Genomic DNA, 26,131 nt, shown 5'->3' with positions numbered 1-26,131 from the left:
CCACCGAAGTCGAGGCCGTCTACTACCGTCAACACCAGCCAACCCCGGCTGGAGCAGTCAACTGATCGAGTCTCCACCGAACCCGGGGCGGTTCAATAGGCGTGTTCAGTAGTTGAAGTCGGGGTTGGCCCAGTTCTGCCATTCGCCCCAGACCTGGTGGGTGCCCGAAGGGTTGTAAGCGGTGTTCCTCGCCCGCACGTTGGTCCGCGCGTTGACGGTGATCATGTACTTCCAGAGGTCGTGGCCCTTGGCCGCGGCGTTGGTGAAGGGGAAGTTGAAGAAGTAGCCGCGCCAGTTGTTCGTCTTGACCAGCAGGGTGTGCAGGGCCCGCATGGTGGTGTAGTCGTGTGGTTTGCCGAGGATGCTGAGGTAGGAGACGCCGTCTGCCGCGTCGCCCCAGAACACGACTTGCGTGTGTCTGGGGAACTGGGCCTTGTGCTGGCGGGAGTAGTACTCGAGGTCGGACAAACCCATGTCCTGCCGCAGGAACTTGACCTGCTCCTGCGCCGTGCTCGTCGACTGAAGGCCGACGTAGTGGTTCCACCGCTCGTTGTACCTCGCGAGCCGGTTCTCCTCCTGGCTCTTCATGTGCTTGTAGATGAAGGCGAAGTAGGAGGTCTGGCTCTTCATGTCGGCCAACCACCGGCTGCCGCCCTGGTGGATGTTCGTGAAGTACCCTCCCATGGCCGCGCCGGGCACCATCAGCGTGTGCGTCTTGAGCCAGTTGCCGGTCTTGGCGTTGATGCCCTTCGCGATGTGCAGGGCGCGTTCCCGCACCTGGGCGGTGTTCTCCAGGTTCGTCTCGATCGGCATGACGCCCTGCAGCGAGGTGAGCCCTTCGCTCTTCGCCCGGTTGATGATCCCGCTCATGTCGTTGACGAACTTGTCCGCGTTGCCCGTCAACCTTCCGTCACGCTGGAGCCACACGCGCTGGTAGAGGTAGACGTTGATGTTCTGGCGGTTCAGCTCCCGCAGCAGCTTCATGACCTCGCTGTCGCGCTGCGCCCGTGTCCTGTTGATTTCGGTCAGGTCCGGGTCGGCGAGCATCCTGAGCGTCACCGTGCGGAACCCGTTGTTCTGCAGCGAGTAGGCGGCCGTGGCGTAGGGGAGTCCCGCGGTGGCGAACCTGATCCCGAGGTGATCGGGTTCACCACCCCACCACTCCGTCTTCCACTTGAGACCGTGAATGGCGCCTGGGTTCTGCGCCCGCTCCGCGACTTCCTGAGCGGACGTGGACGCGGAGGTCGTGTCGTCGTCAGCGGGGGCGACTCCAGCTCCGAGCGAACTGCTCGTCACCACTACGGCGAGCACCACGCCCGCCAGTCGTAACCGCCTGATCATGCCGGTGGCGGCCCACGCGCCGACCGGCATCGAAATTCTGCGCATGTCTTTCCCCTAGTGGAGATCGTGGCGTCTCATGGCGCCTGTCAGGCACGGTAGATGTCCGATCGATGTTTGGTGGAGGGATGTCGCCCGTGTGGGTGACAGCGACCGAAGCCCTCGGCGCTTCCGGGCAGGCGATTGCGATCATTCTTCATTGCCTCACCGTCTTGTTCAGATGGATACTCGCGAGCGCTCTTCGGGAAGCGCTGTCACCCCTTCGTTGCAATCAGATCCGATTTTGCGGACTTCAGTATCCAGCGGCTCTACCCCGTGTGTCATGAACGCGCCATACGAGTTGCGGCGCTCACAGGTTCGGCTGATCGACGGCAGCCTTCATGGCGGGAATGATGCGGCGATCTTGCCTGCCACGCCGGCGACGACCGATACGACCGGCTGTACACGACCGCCTACCGCCACTCGAGCCCGCGGGTGGTATCCCGGGAAGGGGGAGCACCGTGACGCTCACTCGGGTCCACGTCGTCTTGCTCTTCGCGGTGTTCACCCTCGCACCGGCGGCCTCCGCCCTCGCCTTCACTGCTCCGGCCCAGGCCGCCCCTGGCGACGCCACCCAGACCTGCGCACAGGTCCTGCCCGCCAACCACAGCGCCGTGGCGACAGCGCTGGGACTGCTGGGCATCGTCACCGACCCCAACGCCATGGCGGATTGAGCTCGCCGGTGGCACCGTCGTGTGCGGCCCTCGCTGTGGTTCGGCCATCCCTCCTCGCCCACGAGTGGAGGACGACTCCGTCCGAAGTGCTCCGCGAGGCCGGGGTGCTGCGGGTGACACCCCAGGGGTAGCTACCGCGCACCAGCTGCGGTGCGCTGCAGGGCCAAGCTGTGGGCCACCGACGCCGTGGCCGATCGCGCCGCCGATCTCGTCGAGGCGATCAACGTCCACCCCGACCCCGTCACCGAACGCCGACGCGGCGAAGCCGCCGTCGTCATCACCGCCGCCAAGCAACGCGCCGTCGACACCGGCCTGGAGATCGACCCCCGCGTATTCGACGTCACCGGAGCCCGCGCCACCGCCAACACCGTGGGGCTGGACATCTTCTGGCGCAACATCCGCACCCACGGCCTGCACGACCCGCTCGCCCACAAGCGCGCCGAGGTCGGCCGCTACGCGCTGCTCGACGAGGTGCCCGAACCCACCTGGTACACCTGACCGTCGAGCCACGGGTCACTCACCGTCGAAATTATGGGAGTATTCCTCGATTTTCGATCGTAACGCGCTTTCCGGTGCGGGCGATGACACGTACGAGTTGCGCAACTCTCCCATTGTGCTTGACCGGTTCCGCGTTGTGCGGAGAACTGGAAGGAGATCGCTGTGCGCAAATCGAGTGCCAGAGCCTCTGCCGGTGCGGTGGTGGGCCTGGTCGTGGCGGCTTCGTGGTCGCTGGCGGGTGCGCCCGCCGCGCACGCCACGACGACCTGCGACGGACTGCCCGCCACGGTTGTCGGCTCCGCGAGCGGCGAAACCCTCACCGGCACGAACGGTGACGACGTGATCGTCGGCTTGGGCGGGGACGACACCATCGTCGGGCTGGCCGGCAACGACCGGGTCTGCGCCGGGGACGGTGACGACACCGTCTACGGCGAGTTCGTCGTGGTGCCCGACGTCCTCCCCGGCCTGCCCGCCCCCGGCCCGCTGGAGAACCTCTCCGACCGCGTGTTCGGCGAGGCCGGAGACGACGTGCTGATCGGCAACTCCGGGACCGGTGTCATCAGCGTCTCGGCGGCCTACGTCGCCGACAACGACCACATCGACGGCGGGCCGGGTTCGGACGTCATCTCCGGCGGGTTCCTCGACGTGACGATCACCGCGGTCTCCGGCGGGATCGTCGGCCTCAACGACACCCTCATCGGCGGCGACGACCCCGACACCATCTACGGCTACGGCAGGACCATCACCGTGGGGGCGGGCGCGGGTCTGGCCGGAGCGGTGTTGATCGGCAACCTCAACGACACCATCTCCGGCGGCGGGGGCGGCGACACCATCTACGGTGACGCGCAGACCGCGACCCTGGGCGTCAGCGCACCGGTGACCGCCGAGACCTCCAACGACACCATCACCGGCGGCGAGGGCAACGACACCATCTACGGCGACTACGAGACCCTGAACTCCCTCTCGGGCGCGAAGGCGGTCACCAGCGGCCACCGCGACACCATCGACGCCGGCCCGGGCGACGACGTCCTCTACGGCGACGCCAAGAACGGCAACGCCAACTTCATCAGCCTGGTCGTCGGCAACATCGACAACGTCAACGGAGGGATCGGCACCGACACCGCCGACGCCGGTCCGAGCCTCGACACCTGCACCAACGTCGAGAACAAGGTCAACTGTGAGCTGTGACCACGACGAACACCGCGGCGGTGAGCACTCGCTCACCGCCGCGGTGAACGCCGGGTGAAGGTCGAGATGAGCTCGCGGAGCGCGAGCAGCGGGCTGCGGTAGCCCTCGCGGGCGAAGCCGGGTGCAGTCCACGGCGGTTCGGGATGTCTGACAGGCCGGATACGGTCTTCCATGATCAGCGCGGCCCAGCCAATCGGCACTGTGACTGGTGTGGTGTGACTGATTCGTGCTCTGCAGCGCGATTTGTCCGCTGAGTGCCGCTGGAGGTCGTTGTCAACGACCGGGAACGCAAGCCTATCGGGTGAGGACTCTCCCGTGGTTCGACGTCGATGATGTTGCCGCGGTGGTGGTCGCGGGAAGGGGCGTACCTCTGCATTCGCTGCAAACGTTTCAGTGATGGGCCCCAGGGTTCTCCTGTTGGCGGCTGCGTTGTGGAGCTGGACGGGTGAGGTTGCGCCAGATGCTCGCCGGGAGCGTCGGGGTGGGGTCGCGGGGTGGGATCCAGGATGGGGGTGGGGTTCGGCCGAGGTCGTCGAGGATGTGTTCGGCGCATTCCATGGCGCTGTCGGCCGCGAGCTCGGTGCCCACGCCTCTGCCGCCCGCGCCGCAGCCGGCCAGGTAGAGGCCGTCGACGGGGGTGGTGACGGGCGGGCGGTGTTTGCCGACTTGTCGCGGGGTTTGCCCGGTGGAAATGGCTGGGCCGTACTCCTTGCCGATCCAGTGTTCCATCCAGCTGGTGGTGGTGCGGTCGACGAAGAGGATGTGGTCGTCGATGCCTGGCACGATCCGTCGTACGGCTTTCATCAGCGCGTCGTCCCATGCGCGCGGTGACGCGGACAGTTCGACATCCGTTGTGGGGGCGGGAATGCACACGGTCAACAGCTGATGCCCCGGGGGTGCGAGCGAGGCGTCGAAGTTGGTCGGCACGGGGCAGTAGAGCGCGATGACGTCTGGTATGGCCCCCCTTGTGAGGGAGTCCATCATCGAGGTGAGCATCGTGGCGTCGGCGCGTAGCGGGTCAATGGAGTCACTGACGGCGCCGACGAGACAGCCGGCGTCGACGAGCTTCCTGCTCAGTCCGATCTTCGCCTGGATCGCGATCATGGAACCGGTGATGCCCTTGGCGTGGTCGACGAAGGCAGGTGGCAGCGTGGCCGGATCGCACAGTTGTAGCGCGGTGGTGCGCACGCTTGAGGTGGAGACCACGATGTCGGCGTCCAGCCGGGTGCCGTCGAGCAGTTCGACACCGTGGACGCGTCCGTCGTGGATGAGGATTCGTTTGACCCCTGCGCCAGTGCGGACGTCGGCGCCCAGTTCCTCGGCGATGCGACAGTAGGTGGTCGGTACCGCTTTCGAGCCGCCTTGGGCGTAGGACAGGCTGTTGTCCAGCAGTCCCCGCCGAAAGCAGTGCAGGGCTTCTCCCGCGGAGACGTCGCGAGGCGGCAGGACGAAGCCGAGTCCTGCGAGGAAGTAGAACGCGTTGGCGATCGTGGGGTCGTCGGTACGGCGACTGACGAAGTCCTCCAGATCGCGGTACAGCCAGGCGTCGGTGAGCTTGTCGTCAGCGGTGGCGGCGCGCGTCAGGAGCCGCATTGCGTGGGCGACGGCCCGAGGGGACAGCCGGCATTCCCGGATGGCCCGGAGTGCGAAGGGCGGCATGCGCCATGCCGAAGCCGGAACGGTGAGCGATCGGTGGCCGGGGCGTGGTCCTGCCCACCGGAGTTCGAAGACGTCGGGATGGCGTCGGAACTCGATGGCGGCAGGGCGCTGCACCCGCTTCAGGACCTGCCCGAGCGGACCGCGTTCCCCGCGGGGGAAGAGATGCGTGCCGAAGTCGATCTGGAAGCCGTGCTTTTCATAGCCGGCACAGGAACCGCCGAGGTAGCGGTTCTTCTCCAGCAGGGTCACTCGGAGCCCGGCGTGCGTCAGCAACGCGGCCGATGCAGAACCGCCGATGCCCGCTCCGACCACAATCACATGGGGCTTGGTCACCGCGAGACGGTAACGCACAAGGCGGTACTACATGGGCGAAGAAGCCGCCGCCGCGCGCGTCGGTGCCGGAGCCTGCCTACGGACAGATCGACGCGATGCCGCAGGAGGACCTGAGCGTGCCACGCAAGCAGATGCACACCACGATCCGGATCCACCACCGGCTGGCGTGCAGGATTCTGCGACGGTTGTCGTGTGTTGCTGCTTGGCCGACGACGCCACCAGGGCAAGGTGCTCATCGCCGATGAATGCCGTCGGGGATGTCCTGTCGATCGCCGACTCGACTGGGACCTCGACTACCTCGGACTGGTGTTGAGGACGTCATCACTGGTGTCCGACGAGCGCTTGCCCACGGGATGCCGCTGCCGCAGCAGTGCGTCACCGCGGGCGCAGGCGGCGTTGGTACGGCGACTGGCCGGATGTCGGGGAATTCGGCTGGTGTGGTCATGGCTGAGCTGGGAGGCGTCAGTGGCGGGAGTCGGGTTGGGCGTGAGGGGACGGCCGTTGGTGTTCGGAGGAAGTGAGGGCGGCGCCGTGGCGGCGCTGGCGGCGGCTGTACTCGGTGACGGCCTGCCACAGGTCGCGTCGGTCGACGTCGGGCCAGAAGTCGGGGGTGAAGTAGAGCTCTGCGTAGGCGGCGTGCCAGGGTAGGAAGTTGGAGGTGCGCTGTTCGTCGCCGGTGCGCCACAGCAGGTCGACGTCCGGCATGTCGGGGTGGGGCAGGTGGCGGGCGAAGTCGTCCGGGCCGATGAGGTGGGGGTCGACGTCGCCGTTGCGGGCGGCTTGGGCGAGTGCGGCGGCGGTGCGGGTGATCTCGTCGCGGCCGCCGTAGTCGAGGCAGATGGTGAGGGTCAGTCCGGTGCGGTCGCGGGTGCGGTGCTCTTCGCGCCTGAGGGCTTCGACGAGGTCCTGGGGCAGCCTGTCGGGACGGCCGGACCAGCGCTGGCGCACGTCCAGGTCACGCAGGGTGCCCTCGTCGAGTTCGCGTTGGACCGCTTCGAAGATCGTGAAGATTTCGTCTGCGTCGCGTTTCCAGTTCTCGGTGGAGAACGCGTAGAGGGTCAGGTGGCGCAGGCCGATCTCCAGGGCGCCGTAGACCATCTCGTGCGCGGCGGCGCCACCGACGCGGTGGCCTTCCTTACGGGGCAGGCCGCGCTGTTGGGCCCAGCGGCCGTTGCCGTCCATGATGATCGCGACGTGGTTGGGAATCTTGTCGGCGGCGATGTGCGGGGGTCGGGCGCCGTCGCGGTGCGGTGGCGGGGGCCGCAGCCCGGCGTCCTCGGCCGTCGGGCCCGGATCGCTCGTCTTCACCACCGCCGCGGCGGGCCTGACCGCGGGCACGGTCAGCGGCGTCAGGCTCCAAGCCACGGCGGAGCGGAGGCGGGCGGGGAGCAGCACGCGGGCGCGGGCCGCGATGGACGGGCGCGGGGGGCGGGTGAGCAGGGTGGGTCCGGCCGCGTCGACGGCGTCGAGTTGCAGGCGCATCAGGGCGGCCGCCGTGTCGAGCACGGTGGCGGCTCCGGGGTGCATTCCCCTGGTCAGGGCGGGCCTGGTCACCCGTCGGCGGGCCAGGGCGGTCAGCTCGGCGATCAGGGCCGCCACGGCCGGGCTCCAGCGGCGTCGGATCAGGTCCGCCTCCGCGCCGGGGAAGGGGGCCATGGCTTCCCGTGGCAGGAGCAGGTGGCCCTGGGCGAGGTCGGTGCCCAGGTCGGTGAGGGTATCGACGAGCTGGGCACCGTCGACGAAGTGCCGGTAGTCGGCCTGCCGGTCGAAGCGCAGGGTCATCGGCGCGCCGGCCTGGTCGAGCAGGTGCCGCGCCTGGTCGACCCAGGGCACCACTTCCCGGTTGCACCAGGCCCGCCACTGGGCCCAGTCGGTGAAGCGCAGACCGCGGGCGTCGTCCCGCGTCGTGGCCATCGCGCCCCGCAGGCCGGACAGGTCCAGACGCCACCGCGCCGCCACGTCCACCAGGGCGTGTCGGATCGGATCGGTGCTCGTGCCCACCGCCAGGTCGTGCTCCAGTGCCCTGGTCCACGCCTCGACGTCGGCCGCGCGCCGGGCCGGCTCCACGCCTGGACGGTCGGCCAGGTCGTCCAGGGTGCTGGCGGCCGCCCACAGGGCCCAGCACGCCGGGCGCAGCACGGTCGGCATGAGCTGGATGAGTGCGTGGATGGCGGGGTCGTGCGCTCGTGTGGTGCGGCGGCACAGCCGGTACGCCGCCCGTAAGAGGGGGTCCTCGCCCATCAGTGCACGGCCGGTGGCCCGGCCCCGCCGCGCGGGCGTGACGTCGTCGAAGGGTGCCGAGGTGGGCTGGGGGTGTGGGTGTGTGCGCATCTGGGGACCGGGACCTCAGGGTGCTGTCGTGTCGGATGCCGGCCCCGGCGCCGAGGGCGTGGCGGTTCGACGTTGGGGGGTGAGGAAGGAGTCGCTTCCCGGCTCGGGGGCGAGGGCCTGTGCGGCGGTGGGCAGGGTGCTGCGGGTGCTGCGGCGGAAACCCACCAGGGCGATCAGGGCCGCCACCGCGAACCAGGTGAGCTGGATGGCGAGGTGGCCCGGTACCGGGTTGGTGGAGAACCCCGCCGCCGTGCCCGCCTGCATGGCTCCGTAGGAGGGCAGGAAGCGCATGATCGGGTTGTCGGCCCCGGAGCTCACGATCGGGTTCTGCAGGGCGAGGTCGATGATGCTGGTCATCACGATGGCGAACATCCCCTCGACCTCCCGGCGCAGCACCGAGCCGAAGCCGACCCCGAGAGCGCCGTAGGTGAGCCCGGCGCAGAACAGCGCGGCGGCGAGCAACAGCGGTTGCCGGGGTGTCCACGCCAGGCAGGTGACCGCGGTGGCGTAGGCGGCGACCGCCGCCGAGACCAGGGCCAGCGCGGTGACCTTGGCCGCCACGAGGTGGGTGCGGGGGTAGCCGGCCATCGCCAGTCGGCGGTCGAAGCGGCTGCCGGAGAACGTGGCGGCGAACATCATGAAACCGGTGATGAGGGTGACCGCGTTGAGCGCGCCGCTGATCTCGGTCAGCTCGTTCCCGCGCGGCGCCAGCGTCTCACCGGTGGCGCGCAGCCGCAGGGGCGCCGGGGTGTCGGGCACCGACAGATACGCCAGGGTCGTCCACAAGGGGATGAACAGGACCACGAGGAGCGTGGCGAACCGGTTGCGGCCGTGCTCGATCAGCGCGAACTTGGTGGCCGTGGTGAACCAACTTAAGTGGGACCTCACGCGGACACCGCCTCGTCGCGGCGGAGCACCCCGTCGTCCAGGCGCCACAACTCGTCCAGGCGTTCGGTGTCGTAGGCCAGGTGGGAGACCACCAGCACCGAACGCCCCGCATCGCGCAACCGCGCGGCGAGGTCCCAGAACCGCTGGTAGGTGTCCCAGTCGAACCCCTGGTACGGCTCGTCCAGCAACAACACCCGCGGATCGTGCATCAGCGCCAGCGTCACGTTCAGCTTCTGCCGCGTCCCACCACTGAGCACACCGACCCGCTCGTCGACGTACCCGGCGAAGTCCAACACATCCATGATCTCTTCGGCATACCGCAGATCGGCCAGGCGATAAGCCTTCCGGAAGAACTCCAGGTGCTGCCGCACGGTCAGAGCGTCATTGAGGACCACGTGCTGCGGGCAGTACCCGAACGGACCAGCGTGACGAACCGTCCCGCGAGTGGGCCGCAGCTCACCGGACAGGACCTTCAGCAAAGTCGATTTCCCCGCACCGTTCTCCCCGACGACCCCGCACAACGCACCCGGACGAAGCCACAGGTCCACGCCCCGCAATACGACACGCCGACGATAGGCATGACGCACACCCCTGACCTCCACGCCTACTTCCCCCACCCATCCGGGCCAACCGTGACCGAATCGCCCAACGATCATGACGCGGAGAAGAAACGGGCATTCACCCCAACGGACTAGTTCCGGCGGTCGACCGGGCGACTGCACGAGTCGTTGATCACGCGATGAGGGGCGGGCCCGAACACTGAACCTTTCATCGTGGTGGCGGGATGCAGGCTGGTGGACGCCGAGACCGCCAGCGCGTAGGTCAGGCCGCGGTCGGTGAGCCCCTGACGGAAGACGGTGTTGTCGCCGCAGGCGGAGTCGGCCACCACCGGCCGCAGCGCGGCAGCGGGACGACTCGGATCCGTGAGGTCGGCCGGTGCCGGCGGTCCGCGATGTCCGGCAGCCCGGCGTCCGACCGGTCCGCGGTTCGACCGGACCGCCTGTGCGACACGGCCCCGAGGTCCCGGGCTGGATCGCGGGAGCGGCGTGTCCGACTGGGTGGCGCTTCGACCACGCCCCGGGCCGACCGGTGCGGCGGGGGCGCGCGGCTCGGCGGTCAGACGCGGCCGAGCAGTTCGCGTGCGACGGCGAAGTCGTGGCGGCCGGCGAAGAAGTCGTGCAGGGCGACCGCGAGCTCGCGGATGTCGAGGAGGCCGTTGCCGTTGCGGTCGAGCGCGCGGAGGTCCGTGATGATCTCGTGGCGCTTGGGGCTGTTGGTGAACAGCCGGGCGTACTCCTCCTCGGGGATCCTGCTGTTGCCGTCGCGGTCGATGAGGCGGCAGATCACGTCGACCACGTCGTCGACGCCGCGGGTGGTGGCGGTGTCGCCGGGGTAGCGGCCTTCGGTGACGGCCGCCTGGTACTGCGTGAAGGTGATGGCGTCCGTGCCGCCCGTGGCGTCGCGGAGTTGGTCCCACCAGGACTCGAAGGCGGCGTGGACCTCGTTCTCGTCGGCTTCGTCGAGGTCCAGGTGGACGGACAGCTCGCGGGCCATGGCGAGCAGGTCGTTCCACCGGATCCGGCCTTCGCCGGTCTGGTCGAGGACGGTGGTGAAGAACATCGCCGGGTCCATCGGGGTGTCCAGCCGCGGTGCGTTGCGCACCGCCTTGATGGAGGCCGCGGCGTAGGGCATGTAGCGCCACGGCTCCGGCAGCGCGTCCATGACCACCCGGACCGCGTGGTGCAGGCCGAGCACTACCAGGCCGAAGCCGGGCAGGGTGGTGATGCCCAACTTGCGCCGCAGCGCCGCCGGCAGGGTGGTCACCGTCGCCTGCACCGCGGCGGTGGTGACCACGCGCCACAGCGGCGCCCAGACCGCTTGGGGGATCCGCACGCCGGGCGGCGGGGGAGCCTGGTGGATGCTGCCGAACAGCAGGTCGCGGACGGCCGCGTTGTCCTCCAGGACCTCGTCCACGGTGCGGTCGAAGTAGGCGGTGAAGTCGTCGAGCGTGGAGGGCAGGTCGGCGTCGGTGATGCCGAACCGGTGCCCGAGCGCGCGCCACTCGGCGTAGAGGCGCTCGGCTTCGACGCGGGGCAGCGGGTCGCCGCCCAGGCGGTGCACCGTGAGCATGGAGTCGAACAGGGTCAGGTGGACCCACATCCTGGCGGCCGGGTCCGACGCGGTGAACGGCCTGCCCCGCTCGTCGACGCCCCGCATCCGCCGGTGCAGCCGCTCCAGGCGGGTGATCTCCCGATCGCGCTGGGCCTGCGTGCCGTAGATGTAGAGCTGCAGGCTGTCGAGGGTGTGGAACAGCCGCCGCCACGGTCGGGCCGTGTAGACGGAGAACTGGCTGATCGCGGCGCCGACGGCCGGGTGGGCGCCTTGCAGGACCAGCGCCCGGTGGGCCACCAGCAGCAGCCGCCACCTGCCCAGGTACCTCCACGAGGCGGAGCCGACGCCGAGTTCGTCCTCGTCCCCGACGGCGTGCTGCGCCTGATCCGACACGCGACCTCCCCAGCCCGGACCGCACGGTCCTCCCGCTCCGGGACATGATCGGGCGACGCGGGCCGTTCGGGAAGGTCCTCGCCGCCAGATCATCCGATCAGGTGGTCGGCGCCACGGCGGTGGCGCCGAGGCGGCGTTGCCTGCGCCCGTGCTCGGTGATGGCCTCCCGCAGATCGCGCAGGTCGACCTCGAACCAGGGGCGCGGGCGAGTGCGACTCGGCCTAGTGCGGCCTGCCAGCGGAGGAAGTTGGAGGAGCGCTGCTCAGCGCTGGTGCGCCACAGCAGGTCGACGTCGGGCATGTCGGCCAGGGGCAGGTGCCGCGTGTCAGGCGCGCGCTCACCGTGGTCGTTGCCGAAGTCTCACCACCTGTGCGCGCTGGACATCGCGGGCTTGGACAACCTCGACCCGGTCGAGTTCCTGGCGGCACACACCACGCGACCGGAGGCCGGCTCACGGCTGCCCTGAGTGAGTGCCGGCCGCTGCGGAGGAGAACGGCCACCTTCGCCTGGTGTGACTCTCACACGTGAATGCGCCGGCCTGCCGTGGTATTCCTGCTGGTTCGGCAGTCAATCACGTGTTGGCGGTGTACGCGTCGCTGTCCATGGCGGCGAGGTCGCCTACGGGGTCGACGTTGTCCGGCGGTGTGGGGGAGGAAGTGCCAGACGAGTGCGGCGGCCGCGATAGTGACGGCTGCGGCGACGGTGGCGGCGGAGGTCATGCCGTCGGTGAAGGTTTCCCTGGCGTCGCCCAGGGAACGGGTCCGCAGCGGCTTTGCCCGATCGTGGTGGTCGTGCGGGTCGGCCATCCGGACGCGCAGCCGGGACCTGCCTCAAGTGTCTACTCTGGTGCGTCCGTCCACGCTGGCGGAATGGCTCGCGTCCACGGCTCCTGAGGGGACTTCCGGGCCTGCGGTCGAGGGACCGCTGCGGTTTCTGTTCCACGGGAGAGCGTCCACTGCCGAGCACCAGGACCCGCGGACGTCCCGGCTGTGGCAGGTTGATGTCGCTCGCAAGCTGGTGGCCGGTCACGGAAGGGATCGTGGCCGAGTACTTCGAGGTCGGCTGCTCCCGTCAGGTGCCCTGGCCCAAGCGTCCGCAGCCCGCCCCGCTGCTCGCGGCCTTGGGCGACCCGGCCAACCGGATCGACGCGATCGTGGTCGGCGAGTACGAACGGGCCTTCGACACCGGACAGCTCGACGCCCTGCGCCCGATCCTGGAGCGGCACGGAGTCGGGTTGTGGTTGCCGGAAGCTGGAGGACCAGTCGAATTCGGCAGCCCCCTGCACGAAGCGTTGGCCGCGGTGCCGGCAGCACGATCGCATGCCGAGGTCGTGCGCGCTCGTCACCGCGTCGTCGCCGCAATGCGCCTGCAAACCGTCGAGCAAGGCCGCTACCTCGGCGGGCGGCCTCCCTGCGGCTACCGGCTGGTCGACGCGGGCCCACACCCCAATCGGGCACTGGCCCGTCGTGGTGTCCGCGTGCAGCGCTTCGCCCCCGACCCGAGCACCGCGTCCCACGTGCGATGGATCTTTTCGCAGCGGCTCGCGGGCCGCAGCTGCGCCCACATCGCGCGCCGACTCAACGAACGCGCCATCCCGGGCCCGTCGGGCGCCGGCGACGGCTGGTCGCTGCGCACCGTCACCGAGATCCTCCGCAATCCCCGCTACACCGGGTACCAGGTGTGGAACCGCACCAGCGCGGACCGCACCGACCGCTCCGCTACCGGACGACGCCCCACGACCCGCAACAGCCGGCACGAGTGGGCGCTGTCCCGCCGCATAGCCCACCAGCCGCTGGTGTCCGAGCAGGACTTCCTCGCCGCCCAAACCGTCCATGCCGGTCGCCCCAACGCCGAGGGCGGCAAGCACGTCTATGTGTTGACCGGAAGCCTTCACTGCGCGGTGTGCGGGCGGCGGATGGACGCGCACCGGGTACATGACCGGCCCGGCTACCGCTGCCGCCACGGACACCCCAGCGCCCGGACCCGGCCCGACGACGCACCCCGCAATCTCTACCTCCGCGAGGACCACCTACTGGCCCGCATCGCCGACCACCTCACGTCGGCGGGCATCGCCGCAAACCCCACACCGGTCCTGCACGTGCTCGCTGTCCTGCCGCATCCGAGGGTCACCCACAACGTGGTGCAACTGTGTCGTTTCCTGGCCTCACACCGCCCGATCGAAAGCTTCGACGTCATCACCGAAGTCCTCACAGCACACGACGAGGAGCACGTCGGACAGACCGTTCCACTCGACGCCGTCCTGGAATGCGTGGACCGCCATGTGATCGTCGACGAAGAGTCCTTGCAGGACGAGCCGCGCCTGGCTGGCTTGCGACGCCTGCTGGAAGCGCTGAGCTCCCGCGGCAGAGGTGACACCACCGCATTCGCGGATCGGATGAGGTCGGCCTTCCAGTAGGCGGCCGGCCCTACCGGGCAGGCGCGCGTTCGACGCGCGCATCGCGACCGCGGAACCGCCCTCGGCGATGCGCCTGCACGACTCCACCGCCGATCGGGCACGCCTGGTCAGCTGGTGCCCCTCGGTCACCCATTCCCGGCCACGGTCGCCGAAACACCGGCACATCGTGCTCCTCCGCCCGGACGAGCATCGGCGTGATCTCCTCCAGCACCACAGCCCCGGGCTTGCAGCGGAAATATGGCATGTACGAGGAGGGGTCGTGGTGATCACGTCGAGGGCTCGGCGTGGCCGACTGCCGCCGATCGCGCCGAGCCGCCGATCGCGGCCGAGACGGCGCTGCTGCACGACGGCAATCGTCCCGCACCCGCGTCCCGGTGCCACCGCGGTCGCGGAACGCCTGATGTGACCGCGACCAGCGAACGGCACCAACGTCGGGGCCGATCACGCGCAGCCCGACCAGACCCAACGTGTTGTCGACGCACTGGGTGGACCTGCGGGCCGCCGTGATCACGACAGTCGGACGCCTCGTGCTGTCAGCCCTTGGCGTGGTGCATGATCAGCGCATCAGCTCGTGCGCGGGTAATGAGGAGGGGCCATGCCGATCGGGAACCAGCAGGTGCAAAGTCACGCGTTCCTGCAGGAACTGTACGCGGACTCGTACTACCCCGATCACGTCGTCGACAAGGGCCGGGCGATCCTGCTGCGGCTGTGCGAGCGGATCGAGGCCGAGCAGCCGGCAGATACGGCGGCCCTGTATGCGTTGACCGAGGCCGCGACGGAGGAGTTCAACCTGCTCCAAGCGGAGTTCGATGCAGCCGGAAGTGAAATCGAGACGGTTGCGCGGGAGGCGATCGCCGAGGAGTTCTGGTTCGTCGCCTCGGCCTACGGGTACGCGGACGCGGATGTGGAGAAACTGATCGCCACCCGCGATTGGTGAGCGACAGACGGCGCGTTGGCTCGACTCTGTCGGGGATCTTGGTCGCTGCCGTGTCAGCTGACGGCTCGCCAGGGAACGCAGGCGCAGGATGTCCTGCTGGTCGGGGTAGTCCTGGAAGGCTCTTGGTGGTCGTGTGGAGTGCCAGAACTCTGCACTGGGCTGCTGAGCTGCGGTGATCGTGCACCGTGGACCGCATGGCCATGATCGTGAAGCGTGGCGTTGCGACTGCTGTACCTGATCTTCGTCCGGCTCGTCGGCTGGTTGGTTCTGCTCGGCCGGTCTTCCGCGGCCAAGGACGTCGAGCTGTTGGTGCTGCGGTACGAGGTCGCGGTGCTGCGTCGGACGAACCCACGCCCGCGATGGGACCGGGCCGACCGCGCGGTGCTCGCCGCGTTGGTGAGACGGCTCCCCGACTGGTTACGGGAACACCGGTTGGTGACGCCGGGCACCGTTCAGCGGTGGCATCGGTGCCTGGTCGCGAGGAAGTGGACCTACCCGAGTCGGACGGGGTGCCTTTGTCGGTCACGCTGAGGGGAGGGGATGTCGGCGAGCAACGGAGGTGTGGACGGCGGCCGAGCGGTGCGTGGACAGCTCCTGTTGGATGTCGGTGAGCGGGTGGGTGGGGTTCGGTGTGTCGTTCAGGGTGTCGGAGATCGTCCGAGCGACGAGCGTGCCGGTGTCGGTGAGGCAGTTGTGCAAGGCGGTGGTGGCCAGTTCGGCGGCGGGGCCCAGGACACCGGGATGGTCCTCGATGCGATCCATCGGCACGACGGGGTGATCGATCATGGCGGTCACGACGTCGGCCAGGCGTATCCGGACGTCCGGATCCAGGCTGTCGCCGCGACGTGCCAGGACGGTGCAGGCGCCGGTCTTGTCGTCTGCGGTGACCTGTGGCTCGGATAGCAGTGCGTAGAGCGGTTCCCAGCGTGCGACTGCCGGGTGGGTGGTGTTCAGCACGGCCAGTGCACGGCCGAGGTCGTGGCCGCCGGTAGAGCAGGAGCCGTGCAGCGCCTCGTCGATCAGGCCGAGGATCCGGGGTTGGAGCATGCTGATCAGGTCGGCGGCGACGTCATCGGGTAGGGAGGGGACGTTTCCGAGTGCTGCCAGCGCGTCCAGGGAGTCCTCGTCCCTGATCTCGGTGAGCAGTCGCTGGTGGGCGGTCTTGTCGACTGGGCCGGCTGCGGAGAGCAACGCGAGGCGCAGCGCGTCGTGGTGTGCGGATGCGGCTGTGGTGGCACGGGCGGCGAGGGCGGGGGTCCATGTGTTCTCGGGCAGGGCGTGGACCACGCGGGCCCAGGAGGTGGCGGTCATCTGGTCGTGCTGTGGGGGCATGGTCAACACGGTGTCGATGACGGTGAGGTGCTCCGCCGGCGCGGCTGCGGGCACGACTCCGGCGAGTGTGTCGATCAGGCGGCGGCCGAGGCGGAAGGTGGGAGTGGTGCGCGCGATGAACTCCTGTGGTGCGTTGAGGGTGGCGAGCAGCCAGTCGACGGCGGCGGAGGCAGTGGAGGAGTCCAGGACGTCGCCGCCGCGGTGCAGCAGGGTCAGGTTGGCGGGTGTGGTGGTGCGGGTCCAGCGCGCGAAGTCGATCTCGGCCGCGGCGGTGGTGACGGCTTGACGGCGATGTCGAGGGCCTTGTGGTCGCCGTTGACCCGCAGTGCGTCAAGGAGAATACGGGCCTGCTCCGGGTCGGTCGTGCGATCCACTCGCAGCAGGGCCCGTTTGGTGTTGAGGCTGACCAGACGTCGCCATGGTCGCCTGTGTGGCTGGCCATGAGTGAGGCGGTGAACAGACGGTTGTTCGCGACGTCCTCGGCACCGATCACCAGGGCCGAGCGCCGGCTCCAAGTGGTGAACTCGCGATCGATCACGGAAGTCGCGCCGGCCGCGATCCGCTGGTAGCGCCACCACACGGAGATGGTGTCCGAGCCGACGATCACCTCTTGGACGTCACGGGTGCCCCAGTCGGCGAGGCTGAACAGCAGTTGGGTCGCCACACCGGCGATCGCCGTCGCCGTCACATCCTCGGCGTTGCCCAGCCGGACCCGCTGGACGCGGGCGGCATCCTCGCGTGCCTGGTCGACCAGACCGATCTCCAGACAGGCCCGAGCGTGCTGCACGGTCAACCAGGCGTGGTCGACGGGGTCGCTGTCGTCATCGGGCGAGTGCCGCGTCCAGCAATTCCAGGGCCTGATCCGGCTGTGCCCGCTCCAGCAGCGCCGCGGCGGCGGCGGTCGCCGCCGCACGGGTGGAGGGAGTGTCGGCGGTCTCCACGCAGGCCAGGAGGTCGTCGATCGCGCCGGTCAGGGTGCGTTCGGCCAAGGCTGCCGCGAAGCGCCATCCCCACTCCGGTGAGTTACCCGCCGGTTCGAGGCCCGGGACCTGGGGGTGGCGGGCGGCGAAGCCCTCGATCGCCTGCGATCGTGCCTCGACGATCAGGGCGACGGCCTGCTCGGGACCGATCGCCTGTGCCACGCCGGCGTTGAAGTGCGGGGCGACGAGCCGAGGGGTGAGCAGCGCGTGCCGCAACAGGTCCTTCGGGCGGATCGCACCGGATCCGGCCCACGCGCTGCCCTCCCAGACCGCGGGCGGTCGTACCGTGGCGGCCACCGTGAGCAGGGCCTCGCGGTGTGCCCTGTCGACGGTGTCGCTCCGGGGTACCAGGATCTTCGCACCCTTGCCGGTGGGCACCACCGCCTCGGGGGTGACGTGCACCCAGTACGAGGTGGCGCTGTCGAGGTCGTGCAGGACGAGCAGGTGCGGCAGCGTGTGCGCCAGCCAGTAGTCGACGTGCTCGCGGTCGTCGTCACGAAACCACCAGCCGGTGACCTCGCCGGACTGGTCCCGCCGGGGTTCGTCGAACCAGCTGTCGCCGGTCTTGACCTGGACACCCACCACCAGGCCGAGGTCGAACAACCGATCGTCGCGCACGAGCAGGAACAGGTCGGTGCCCACATCGTGGTCCTGTGCCTTTGGCTACTCCCCCATCGGAGGTCCACGAACGCGGCCTCGACAGCGAGCTCACCCTGAACGCCCTTTTGTTTCTTCTCCGGCTGCCGCATCGGAACAGTCGATACCACGACATCCCTTACGGCGATGGGTTGGCTGCGGCGTGTCCGCCGATCGTCCCCCATCGTGTGAGTGCGGTGGTTCCCGTCCGCGTGCTCGCCGCAGTCTCAGCCCTGTCCGACATCGCGACTCGCCGGTCCGGCGTCACCATCGGATTGTCGACGGAATCCGCTGAGCAGCGGATTCGACGGTGAAAGCTGGCAACGTTCCCGGGTTACCCGTGATCGTTTCCCACCTGGCTGCCCGTCTATGAACGGTCAGCCGCTACGTCGGGACTGCGGTTGGTTGTGTTATCGAGGTTGTCGAGTTGCGTTTGGACGCGGTCGGCGTCGGTGTCGCGGCCCTGCTCCCGGTACAACTCCAGCGCCTCCCACCACACCGCGCGGGCGTGGTCGTATTGTCCGAGACCGGCGTGGGAGTGACCGATGCGGCCGAGCGTGTCCGCGACCCGATAGGCGTTGTCGAGGGTGCGATACAGGGCGAGGGCCTGGTGGTAGCGGTGGAGGGCCTGGTGGTGCTCGCCGGTGCGGTGGGCGATGTAGCCGAGGCTGTCCAGGGTATCGGCCTCACCGTCGGTGTCGTGGTGGTGTCGTTGTAGGGCGAGGGCGGCGTGGCAGTGGTCGCGGGCGGTGTCGAACTCGCCCAGGCGCGCGGCGTACCAACCCACCTGGTTGTGCGCGCAGGCTTCCCACACCGGCCGGTCGAGTGCGCGGTAGAGGTCGAGGGAGTGTCGGGCGTGGTCTAGAGCCCGTCGGTCGTCCCCTACCAGTTCCCAGGCGGCCGCGAGCTGCCGGTGGGTGTGTGACTGTTCGGTGGGGTTGTGGTGGCGTGCTGCCAGGTCGAGGGCCTGGTCCAGGTGTCCGATGGCCTCCTCGTGTTGGCCCAGCAGAGAGCAGGCGCGGCCGAGGGCCCGGTAGGTGCGGGTGCGAGTGGCGGGGTCGGGCAGATGTGCGGAGGCGTCCAAGGCCGCCCGCCACATCACAAGATCGTCGTGGTGGTGCCCGTGCCGGCTGTGGAAGGTGTGCAGGTTCCAGGCGAGGTGCCAGACGGCGTGGTGGTGGCCGAGAGCGGCGGCGGTGCGTTGAGTGGCCAGGAGGGTGGCGTGCTCGGCCTCCAACCAGGTTGTCGCGGCCTCGACGTCGGCCAATGGGAGCGGGCGAATGCCGGGCACGGGCGGGTCGGGTGACAGAAGCGTGCGGTGGCGGTCCAGGAGGCGTTCGGCGGCGTGGGCGGTGTGCAGGTGGAAGTCCGCCACCCGCACCAGGGCCGTCGTGCCTACGTCATCGGGCAGGGTGTGGGCGGTGGTGGCGGCATAGGCTCGGACCAGGTCGTGCATCGCGTACCGGCCACCCGGTCGTCGCTCCAGCAGCGAGGCGTCCTCCAGTGCCGTCAGCGCTTTGCGCGCCGCGGTCGGGGCCAGGCCGGTGAGGGCGGCGGTGGCCGGCGGGGTGGTGTCGGGGCCGGGGGCGATCCCGAGTAGGGCGAACAGGATGCGCTGCTGGTCGGTGAGTCGGCGCAGGGACCAGGACAGCACAGTGGGCAGGCCGGCGGCGGGATCGTCGTGGTCCAGCGCTTCCAGGCCGAGGTCGCGCAGTTCGGCGGCGATCTCGGTCAGCGGGATGGCGGGTCGGGTGGCGGCGGTGCGGGCGGTGATCGACAACGCCAGCGGGTAGGCCCCGCACAGCGTCACCAGTTCATCAACGGCCTTCGGTTCGGCGGTGACGCGGTCAACACCCATGCGTTCGGTCAGCAGGGCGCGGGCTTCTTCGCGGGACAAAGCGTCCAGTTGCAGGTGGCGGGCGCCGTGCCGGTCGATCAGCGAGGCGAGCTTGCGGCGGCTGGTGACCAGGACGGTGCAGGTGGGGGTGCCGGGCAGCAGTGGGATGACCTGGTCGGTGGTGGCGGCGTTGTCCAGCACGATCAGCATCCGTTTGTCGGTGATCAGGCTGCGGTACAGCGCGGCCTGGGCGTCGAGGTCGGTGGGGATGCGGCTGGGGTCGACGCCGAATGCGTCGAGGAAGCCGCGGACCGCCACTGCCGGGTCCGTCGGGTCGTCGGCGGGGCTGAAGCCGCGCAGGTCGACGAACAGCTGCCCGTCGGGAAACCGGTCGGCGTGGCGGTGGGCCCAGTGCAGCGCCAGCCAGGTTTTGCCGATCCCGCCCGCGCCGCCCAACGCCGAGATCACCACCGTCGCCCCGGCGGCGGAGTCGTCGCCGACGGGCGTCAGGGCGTGGTCCAGGTCGGCCAGGTGCTCCTCGCGGCCGACGAACAGCGCCGGCGCCCCGGGCAGCTGCCGAGGCACCACTCCATCACCGTCGGGTGCGGCCGGGCCCGCTTGCTGGTCGAGCACGCCGGGGTCGGCGGTGTAGGGGTGGTCGGGCAGGGCGAGCCAGGCGGTGTCGCGGACCTCCTTCACCGCCACCGGCACCAGTCGGAATGTGGCCGGGTCCAGCACGGCGGAGTGGCGGACCACCTCGTCGAACAGCCAGCGCGACACCACCAGCGCGACCAGGCCGGGCGAGTCCGCCAGTGCCCGCTTCACCGGCGGCGCGTCCAGCAGCCGGAAGGTCGTGGTCACTGCGGTCGAGGTCACGCCGTGCCGGTCGAAGACCACTTCACCGGCGTGCACCGCCACCCGCAACCGGACGTTCTGCGCGGACGGGTTGCCGTCGTTGTGTCCCCGCAACGCTTCCGCCAATGTCCCTGGCAGCACCTCCACCAGCGGCGCCTTGGCGTACTCGGGCGGGACCAGCACGAACACGCCGTCGCCGCGGTCCTCGTGGTGGCAGTCCTGCCACCGCACCCCTGCCGCGCCTAATGCCTCGACGACCATCCGGTATAGCCCGGCCCGGGTCGCCACCTGGTGAGGCAGCGTCCGGCGCGCATCACCGAAACCCTCCACGTCCACCACCACGATCGTGCGATGCACGGCCTGACCCGGACCCACCATCCCAGCCCTCCGGAGCAGCCTGTCAGGTCTCTTGACCAAGCCCGGTCTACCGCACGACCGACCACCGTCCCCGCCCTCGACACGCGTATCGCCCGGACGGACGCACGAGACCGTCCGCCTGTCAGAACACACCCCGCCTGCACCGGGCCCCGCTGACGATCCAGGCACACGACCTCCTACATCGACGTCATCGGCCCGCCGGTAAACCGTCGGTCGAAGCGGGCCTATTTCGTCGTCAGCCCACCATCGCCTGATGAGGGTGCCGCAGGCAGTGGCGGTATGGAGTCGCGCATGTAGCCGATGCCGGCGGTGACGACGTAGTTCGCCGATGCCGTGTCCAGTTTCCAAGGGTGTCGCAGCAATGACTTGCGCAGCCCACCGTTGTCCTTGATCCGGGCGGGTCGGGCGGGCAGCCGGGAGAACCGCTTGCCGTCGGCTCCCCAGTGCGGGTCGGTCGGGTCGTCCAAGGCGGCCACGAAGCGGTCGGCCAATCCGGGCCAGGTCCGGGTTCCCCACCAGTGGCGACAGGCGAGTCCGCCGTGTGCCGCAGCGCGCCAGAACGCGTAGCGGGCGCTGTGTTCCTCGGCGAGGATGGCGACGGTGCCCAGTGTTTTGGCGACGTGGTCGGCGAACGCGTCGAGGTCGTCGCCGGCGATGTCGGCCAGTGTGACTCCGGTGGGCAGCCTGCGGTCCGGGTCGATGAGCCAGCGGCAGAGCCGGCCCATGAGCCAGTCGACGGCCTCGGCGTCGAGGGCGTCCAGCGCGGTGGTGGGGGAGTGGGCGTCGATGCCGCAGTCGGTGCGCCAGCGCCGGATCATGTCCCGGACCCGGTGGGTGGTGGGGGAGTTGACGCGCAGCATGTCCCCGTCGCTCAGAGGGCCGTCGCCGGCGTGCCAGTCCTCTACGGGGCTGTTGCGCCACGTGCTGTTGACCAGGCCGACGGCGGCCATGCCCAGCACGGCGCCGACGTGGTGGGGGTCGATGCCGACCTGGTGGCGCAGCATCACTTCGACCAGGTCTTCTTCCTGCTCGGCGGTGAGTTCGCCTTGCCTTGCGGCACCCTCGTTCGTGCTCATGCAGACGCCCTTCACCGACTCGGCATCCAGTGGCAGTCGCAGCCGACGGCGACTCTGACCACGGCGACCATCCGCCGGTAGGCGCGCCTGTGTGTCCGTGGACGTCCACCGACCTCCCGTCCGGCATACACAACTGACGAATGCGCAGCTCACGCTTGCACCACTCGACATCCTCTACGCGGTGCCGCGTCCGTGCCTACGCGCCCCAGCTTCAGGGCGCCTACACGAAAGGGTGAACTGGCGCTTCGTCAGGCTGGCACGCCGCTGCACCGGACCGCTCTGCGGACCGGTGCGGCGATCATCGTGAAATGATCATGAGCTTGTGCCGGCGCGGCACCACGAAGAGGACGGCGATGATGACCGGTCGCGACATCGACACGCCGAGCTTCGCCGCCCAGGGCGGGAGCCGGTCCGCCGGCCGTACCGGTCGACGGTAACGGGCCGGTTGCTTGCGGGCAGGACGGCAGAGCCGTCGCCAGCCGTCAGGCTCTGTTTTCGCAGGGTGAACCGACCGTAGACGTCGTCGCGGAGTCGTCGCGAGTGCCTTGACGTGCGGATGTGACGGCGGGAGGTGTCACCGTTGCGACGCGATGCGGGTGGCGGCCGTGCCGAGGCCGGTGGGGCCGCCGAGGGCCGGGGTTCGCGGTGATGTCGCCCGGTTCCGGGTGTACCGGCCGGTCATCCGGTACCACTGGTTGTCGCCGGCCATCCAGTCCTTGAGGCTCTTGACGTACCGCAGGACACCGTCCCGCTCGGCCGCGCTCAGCGACTGTTCCACGAAGAACACGGGCAGATGTGCGGCGATGTGCTCGAATTCGGCGATCCGGGCGTTGTAGAGGTCGTGGGCGAAGTCGACGGCGTGCTGCAGGTCGCTGCGCAGGAAGTGTTGCAGGGCCAGCACTCCGTTGTTGACGTCGTGCTCGACTTCGATCTCCTTGCGGTAGGAGTAGATGTCGTTGCGCAGCGCGACGCAGTCGGCGAACGCGTTGACCAGTGCGGACATCGGGCCGGACTGGAGGATCCCGGCGGGGAGGGCTTTCCCGAGGGTGTACGCGGCGAGGTTGGTGGACAGCTCGGTCCCCGAGGTGCTGCGGCGCTGGTCGAGGTACTCGATCGGGTCCACGACGTGGTTGCCGATGTTGTTGGCCAGTTCCCACAGGTTGCCCCGGGCGAACTCCATCACGTGGTCCGGGAACCGGCTGCGCACGTTCGGCGGCATGTCCGGGGCCGTGCGCGACCAGACGTCGGCGAGGCCGCGTTCCACCTGGTTGGTCGGCACAGGGGCGGTCGCACCCTCCAGCGGCATGAACTCACGGAGCCGTTCGACGAACACCCTGGCCCCGACCGGATCTCGGGTGTCCTTGTAGGCGGCGACGAAGTAGTCGTCCAGGGCGAGCAGGCACACGTCCCAGAGGCTGACCCGGTGCAGTTGCTCCCGGTCGGCATCGGGATGGGTCAGGGCCGCGAACAGCGGCCAGTCGTCGGAGTCGAAGGTGTCCTCGCTCCACGTGCCGAAACCGGACAGCATGCCCATCTCGCGAGCCCAGTCCTTGGCGTGCCTGCGCGCCGAACCCACGTGCGGGTTCGTCCGCGCAGGCCAGGGCACGCGCAGATCGGGCAGGACGAACGGGTACCCCGGTGTGTTCTCGCCCTTGTCGCAGCGGCGGCCGTACCGGACGGATTCGGACGGGGTGAGGGCGGATCGGGTTACATCCATGACCCAGGTTGTTCCAGAGCACTCACCCCGGCCGCAACCCTCGTCACCGCTATGGTGGACATCGGCGCTATTTCCGAAGATGCCTCGCATTCCGCTGAGCTGTGGGTACCGAAACTGGGCGGCAAGTTCGACGCTCGGAACCCGTCACACAAGATGCTCATGAGCGTGCTCGGTGGGATGAGCGAGTCCGAGCGTCAGCACGTGCAGGCACGCGTCCGAGCCGCGATGGATGCCCAGGTGGTCAATGAGGCGCGGCACCAGGGCGGACGTGCGCCCTACGGCTACGTGGTCGTGGACGGCGGTCCGCACCCGAATCCCAGGAAGGCGAGTGAGGGATACCGGTTGCGGGTGCTGGCCATAGATGAGCAGTCGGCGGAGGTTGTGCGGCGGATCTTCGCCGAGTACGTGAGCGGTCGAGGTGACCGGGCGATCGCAACGGGCCTCAACCGGGACGGGATTCCGTGCCCGTCTGCTCGGCGGCCGGACCAGAACCGGCACCGGTTGGCCGACGGCTGGCAGGGCAGCACGGTCCGGGCGATCCTGGACAACCCGAGGTACACCGGGTTCGCGTTCTTCGGGCGGTGGGCGCGGCAAGAGATGTTGCTCGACCCTGACGACGTGGCGGCCGGCTACGTGATCCGCTTCCGGCGAGCGAGCGCCGATCGGATCGTGCGGTCCCGCAAGCCTGCGCATCCGGCGATCGTGAGCGTCGAGGAGTTCACGCAGGCGCACCTACTGCGCAAGTCGAAGTCCGCCGCGGGTCCTGCGCGGCACCACCGGCAACAACGGCTCGACCCGCTCCCACAGATCGTCCGAGGCGGTCAACGGCGACGCCTCACCCTCCTCACGACCGAAACTGATCCACATCGGACATGCTTGACGCCACCACAGTGATTCATTTTGTTAGGATCGGGAAGCGCGGGTGAAGTCGGCGATGATCCCGTCGAGGCACCGTTCGACCACCGCCGCGATGGTCAGTGCCGGGTTGACGGCGGCTGTGGAACCGGGCATCAGGGCGCCGTCCAGGCAGTACAGGCCGCTGTAGCCGCGCAGCCGGCCGTAGGTGTCGGTGCTCTTGCCCAGGATGACGCCGCCGACGGGATGCGCGACGACCGGGCGCGTCGGCTTGCCGGGTATCACCGGGTGTCCGCCGGGTATGTACCGCGCGACGTGGCGGACAAGGCCGTTCACGGCCTTCCGGGAGGTCGCGTCGTAATCGGCCTTCCAGTTCAGCCTGGTCTTGCCGTCTGCCGTCATGGTCCACTGTCCGAAGTGGTCGGAGATGCCCATGCCGATGCAGGTGAGCAGCCCTGAGCCCGCGGGGAAGGGCATGGGCGAGTGCATCAGGCTGGCCGTGCCGTCTGAGTTTCGCACGAGAACCGCCGGCGGGCCGCCCTGTGGTGCGCCGATCGGGACCAACGAGGTCCTGATCACGGTCAGGTGATCGCCGTTGGATCCCCAGCCCTTTCCGATGGACTCGTGCAACCGCGGCAGGGCACCGGTCTCGCGTGCGGTGAGCAGGATCCGCGGCGTGTGGGCCCCGGCCGCGAGGATCAGCCTGTCGCAGACGAAGACCAGGCGCTCGACGGCCGTTCCGCTCTCGTCCAGGCGCTCGGCGACCACGCGGTAGAGGCCCATGCGATCCTGGGACACGTGGGTCACCCGGTGGAGCGCCCGCACCGTGGTCTTGCCGGATGCTTCGGCCCGTGCGAGGTACGTGCGGTCCACGCTCATCTTCGCGCCGCTGTTGCAGCCGGTGAAGTGGTACTGGCCGATCACCACCGAGGCTGTCCCGGTGCCGTCGAGTTCTCCCCGGACGGTGTCGAAGTCGTAGTTGCTCTCGATGGTCTCGGCCGAGAGCCCTGACCGGTTCGCCGCGAGGTTCCACAGGCGGTTCGAGTCGTAGGGCTTCAGGGCGTACAGGTCCTCAGGGAACGGGGCGGCCACCAGGCGCTCGCGCGCTCGGGGGTAGTAGACGCGGTCGAGCTCGTCGTAGTCCAGGTCGGCCGGGAACAACCGCCGGAAGGGGCCGGGGCGCGGCTGGGCGAGCACGCCTCCGTAGACCAGTGTTCCGCCGCCGACTCCCGCGCCGCTGAGGATCACGACGCCGTCCTGGACGTTCACGTCCAGCAGGCCGGTGGAGCGCGGCAGCGCCGCCGACAGCGTGCGACGGAGCAGGGACAGCAGAGGGCCACGTGCCGGCGGCAGGGGCGTGGAATCGTCGTCCAGCCACACCAGTCGGCGGTCCAGGGAGGGGAACGCGGGGAAGGTGTCGCCGGCAGGCGTGACCGGCCAGCGCCGGCCCCGCTCCAGGACGACGTTCTCCACGCCGGCCTCGGCGAGGCGGAAAGCGGCGATGCTCCCGCCCACACCCGAGCCGACGATGACGACTCCGTGCCGTTCCTCGCGTTCGGTGTCGTCGTTCACGGATGTCCTCCCCTGTTGGTGGTTGCGCGACCGTTCGGCGATGTGCGGTCCGGCGATGGCATGTCCGGCACCCCGGACAGGGTGGTC

22 protein-coding genes and 1 pseudogene are annotated in these 26,131 nt (G+C 69.4%); 9 read left to right on the top strand and 14 right to left on the bottom strand.

The annotated features are described in order from the left end of the window. Positions 1-105: 105 nt before the first annotated feature. Positions 106-1,386, bottom strand: a complete 1,281-nt coding sequence (locus tag AB0K14_RS38435) for a hypothetical protein (RefSeq protein WP_360462920.1) — start codon at positions 1,384-1,386, stop codon at positions 106-108. A gap of 452 nt (positions 1,387-1,838) precedes the next feature. On the opposite strand from AB0K14_RS38435, the gene AB0K14_RS38430 reads away from it, so the two are divergent. The 3 genes from AB0K14_RS38430 (at position 1,839) to AB0K14_RS38420 (ending at position 3,737) form a co-directional block, all read left to right on the top strand. Next, on the top strand, positions 1,839-2,051 hold the full coding sequence (locus AB0K14_RS38430; protein ID WP_360462917.1) for a hypothetical protein: 213 nt from the start codon (positions 1,839-1,841) through the stop codon (positions 2,049-2,051). A 150-nt stretch (positions 2,052-2,201) separates the two neighbouring features. Next, positions 2,202-2,549, top strand: a complete 348-nt coding sequence (locus AB0K14_RS38425; protein WP_360462914.1) for a hypothetical protein — start codon at positions 2,202-2,204, stop codon at positions 2,547-2,549. A 162-nt stretch (positions 2,550-2,711) separates the two neighbouring features. Then, the gene (locus AB0K14_RS38420) at positions 2,712-3,737 is read left to right on the top strand and encodes a hypothetical protein (protein ID WP_360462911.1); all 1,026 of its coding nucleotides are present in this window, start codon (positions 2,712-2,714) and stop codon (positions 3,735-3,737) included. Positions 3,738-4,127: 390 nt separating this feature from the next. Here AB0K14_RS38420 and AB0K14_RS38415 read toward each other — a convergent pair whose 3' ends face one another. From AB0K14_RS38415 to AB0K14_RS38385, 7 genes and pseudogenes are all read right to left on the bottom strand, one after another. After that, entirely contained in the window at positions 4,128-5,729 is a 1,602-nt protein-coding gene (locus AB0K14_RS38415; RefSeq protein ID WP_360462909.1) for an NAD(P)/FAD-dependent oxidoreductase, read from the bottom strand. Positions 5,730-6,191: 462 nt separating this feature from the next. Continuing rightward, entirely contained in the window at positions 6,192-8,060 is a 1,869-nt protein-coding gene (gene uppS / locus AB0K14_RS38410) for a polyprenyl diphosphate synthase (protein WP_360462906.1), read from the bottom strand. Between the two features lie 15 nt (positions 8,061-8,075). Continuing rightward, a complete protein-coding gene (locus AB0K14_RS38405; protein WP_360462904.1) occupies positions 8,076-8,948 on the bottom strand; it encodes an ABC transporter permease in 873 nt (290 codons plus the stop codon). Next, positions 8,945-9,604 carry an ABC transporter ATP-binding protein gene (locus AB0K14_RS38400; RefSeq protein ID WP_360462926.1) on the bottom strand — a complete coding sequence of 220 codons (660 nt, stop codon included), beginning with the start codon at positions 9,602-9,604 and terminating at the stop codon, positions 8,945-8,947. The genes AB0K14_RS38405 and AB0K14_RS38400 overlap by 4 nt, the downstream gene beginning before the upstream one ends. A gap of 35 nt (positions 9,605-9,639) precedes the next feature. Beyond that, the gene (locus AB0K14_RS38395; RefSeq protein ID WP_360462923.1) at positions 9,640-9,846 is read right to left on the bottom strand and encodes a transposase; all 207 of its coding nucleotides are present in this window, start codon (positions 9,844-9,846) and stop codon (positions 9,640-9,642) included. 218 nt (positions 9,847-10,064) lie between these two features. Then, positions 10,065-11,453, bottom strand: coding sequence for an oxygenase MpaB family protein (locus AB0K14_RS38390; RefSeq protein ID WP_360462901.1), 1,389 nt, complete (start codon positions 11,451-11,453; stop codon positions 10,065-10,067). A gap of 234 nt (positions 11,454-11,687) precedes the next feature. After that, positions 11,688-11,762: pseudogene (locus tag AB0K14_RS38385) on the bottom strand (undecaprenyl diphosphate synthase family protein); the annotation flags it as partial. Positions 11,763-11,775: 13 nt separating this feature from the next. Here AB0K14_RS38385 and AB0K14_RS38380 point away from each other — a divergent pair. The 4 genes from AB0K14_RS38380 (at position 11,776) to AB0K14_RS38365 (ending at position 15,337) form a co-directional block, all read left to right on the top strand. Then, positions 11,776-11,919, top strand: coding sequence for a hypothetical protein (locus AB0K14_RS38380; protein WP_360462898.1), 144 nt, complete (start codon positions 11,776-11,778; stop codon positions 11,917-11,919). A gap of 573 nt (positions 11,920-12,492) precedes the next feature. Further along, a complete protein-coding gene (locus tag AB0K14_RS38375; RefSeq protein WP_360462896.1) occupies positions 12,493-13,869 on the top strand; it encodes a recombinase family protein in 1,377 nt (458 codons plus the stop codon). 595 nt (positions 13,870-14,464) lie between these two features. Then, positions 14,465-14,806 (top strand): DUF5713 family protein, encoded by a 342-nt coding sequence (locus AB0K14_RS38370; protein WP_360462893.1) that lies wholly within the window; start codon positions 14,465-14,467, stop codon positions 14,804-14,806. A 213-nt stretch (positions 14,807-15,019) separates the two neighbouring features. Beyond that, a complete protein-coding gene (locus tag AB0K14_RS38365; protein WP_360462890.1) occupies positions 15,020-15,337 on the top strand; it encodes an integrase in 318 nt (105 codons plus the stop codon). On the opposite strand, the gene AB0K14_RS38360 is transcribed toward AB0K14_RS38365, so the two are convergent. After that, on the bottom strand, positions 15,329-16,192 hold the full coding sequence (locus AB0K14_RS38360; RefSeq protein WP_360462887.1) for a hypothetical protein: 864 nt from the start codon (positions 16,190-16,192) through the stop codon (positions 15,329-15,331). The two genes, AB0K14_RS38365 and AB0K14_RS38360, sit on opposite strands and share 9 nt — an antisense overlap. A 61-nt stretch (positions 16,193-16,253) precedes the next feature. Here AB0K14_RS38360 and AB0K14_RS38355 point away from each other — a divergent pair, with 61 nt between their 5' ends. Beyond that, positions 16,254-16,424 carry a hypothetical protein gene (locus AB0K14_RS38355; RefSeq protein ID WP_360462884.1) on the top strand — a complete coding sequence of 57 codons (171 nt, stop codon included), beginning with the start codon at positions 16,254-16,256 and terminating at the stop codon, positions 16,422-16,424. A gap of 535 nt (positions 16,425-16,959) precedes the next feature. On the opposite strand, the gene AB0K14_RS38350 is transcribed toward AB0K14_RS38355, so the two are convergent. From AB0K14_RS38350 to AB0K14_RS38335, 4 genes are all read right to left on the bottom strand, one after another. Continuing rightward, on the bottom strand, positions 16,960-17,760 hold the full coding sequence (locus tag AB0K14_RS38350) for a DUF4365 domain-containing protein (protein WP_360462881.1): 801 nt from the start codon (positions 17,758-17,760) through the stop codon (positions 16,960-16,962). A gap of 361 nt (positions 17,761-18,121) precedes the next feature. Then, complete coding sequence (locus AB0K14_RS38345; protein WP_360462878.1) at positions 18,122-20,824, bottom strand: tetratricopeptide repeat protein; 2,703 nt, start codon at positions 20,822-20,824, stop codon at positions 18,122-18,124. A gap of 224 nt (positions 20,825-21,048) precedes the next feature. After that, a complete protein-coding gene (locus AB0K14_RS38340) occupies positions 21,049-21,900 on the bottom strand; it encodes a hypothetical protein (RefSeq protein ID WP_360462875.1) in 852 nt (283 codons plus the stop codon). A 574-nt stretch (positions 21,901-22,474) separates the two neighbouring features. Further along, positions 22,475-23,617, bottom strand: coding sequence for a hypothetical protein (locus AB0K14_RS38335; protein WP_360462872.1), 1,143 nt, complete (start codon positions 23,615-23,617; stop codon positions 22,475-22,477). A 51-nt stretch (positions 23,618-23,668) separates the two neighbouring features. Here AB0K14_RS38335 and AB0K14_RS38330 point away from each other — a divergent pair, with 51 nt between their 5' ends. After that, complete coding sequence (locus AB0K14_RS38330) at positions 23,669-24,511, top strand: recombinase family protein (RefSeq protein ID WP_360462870.1); 843 nt, start codon at positions 23,669-23,671, stop codon at positions 24,509-24,511. Positions 24,512-24,520: 9 nt separating this feature from the next. Here the strand turns inward: AB0K14_RS38330 and AB0K14_RS38325 are convergent, their stop codons facing one another. Then, complete coding sequence (locus tag AB0K14_RS38325; protein ID WP_360462867.1) at positions 24,521-26,044, bottom strand: GMC oxidoreductase; 1,524 nt, start codon at positions 26,042-26,044, stop codon at positions 24,521-24,523. Between the last annotated feature and the right edge of the window lie 87 nt (positions 26,045-26,131).

Origin of the sequence: Actinosynnema sp. NPDC050801, from assembly GCF_040673975.1 — a bacterium.
In the GTDB taxonomy this organism is placed as follows: Bacteria; Actinomycetota; Actinomycetes; order Mycobacteriales; family Pseudonocardiaceae; genus Actinosynnema.
Note: the sequence above shows the minus strand (reverse complement) of the source record. Positions and strands in the feature narration are given on the sequence as shown.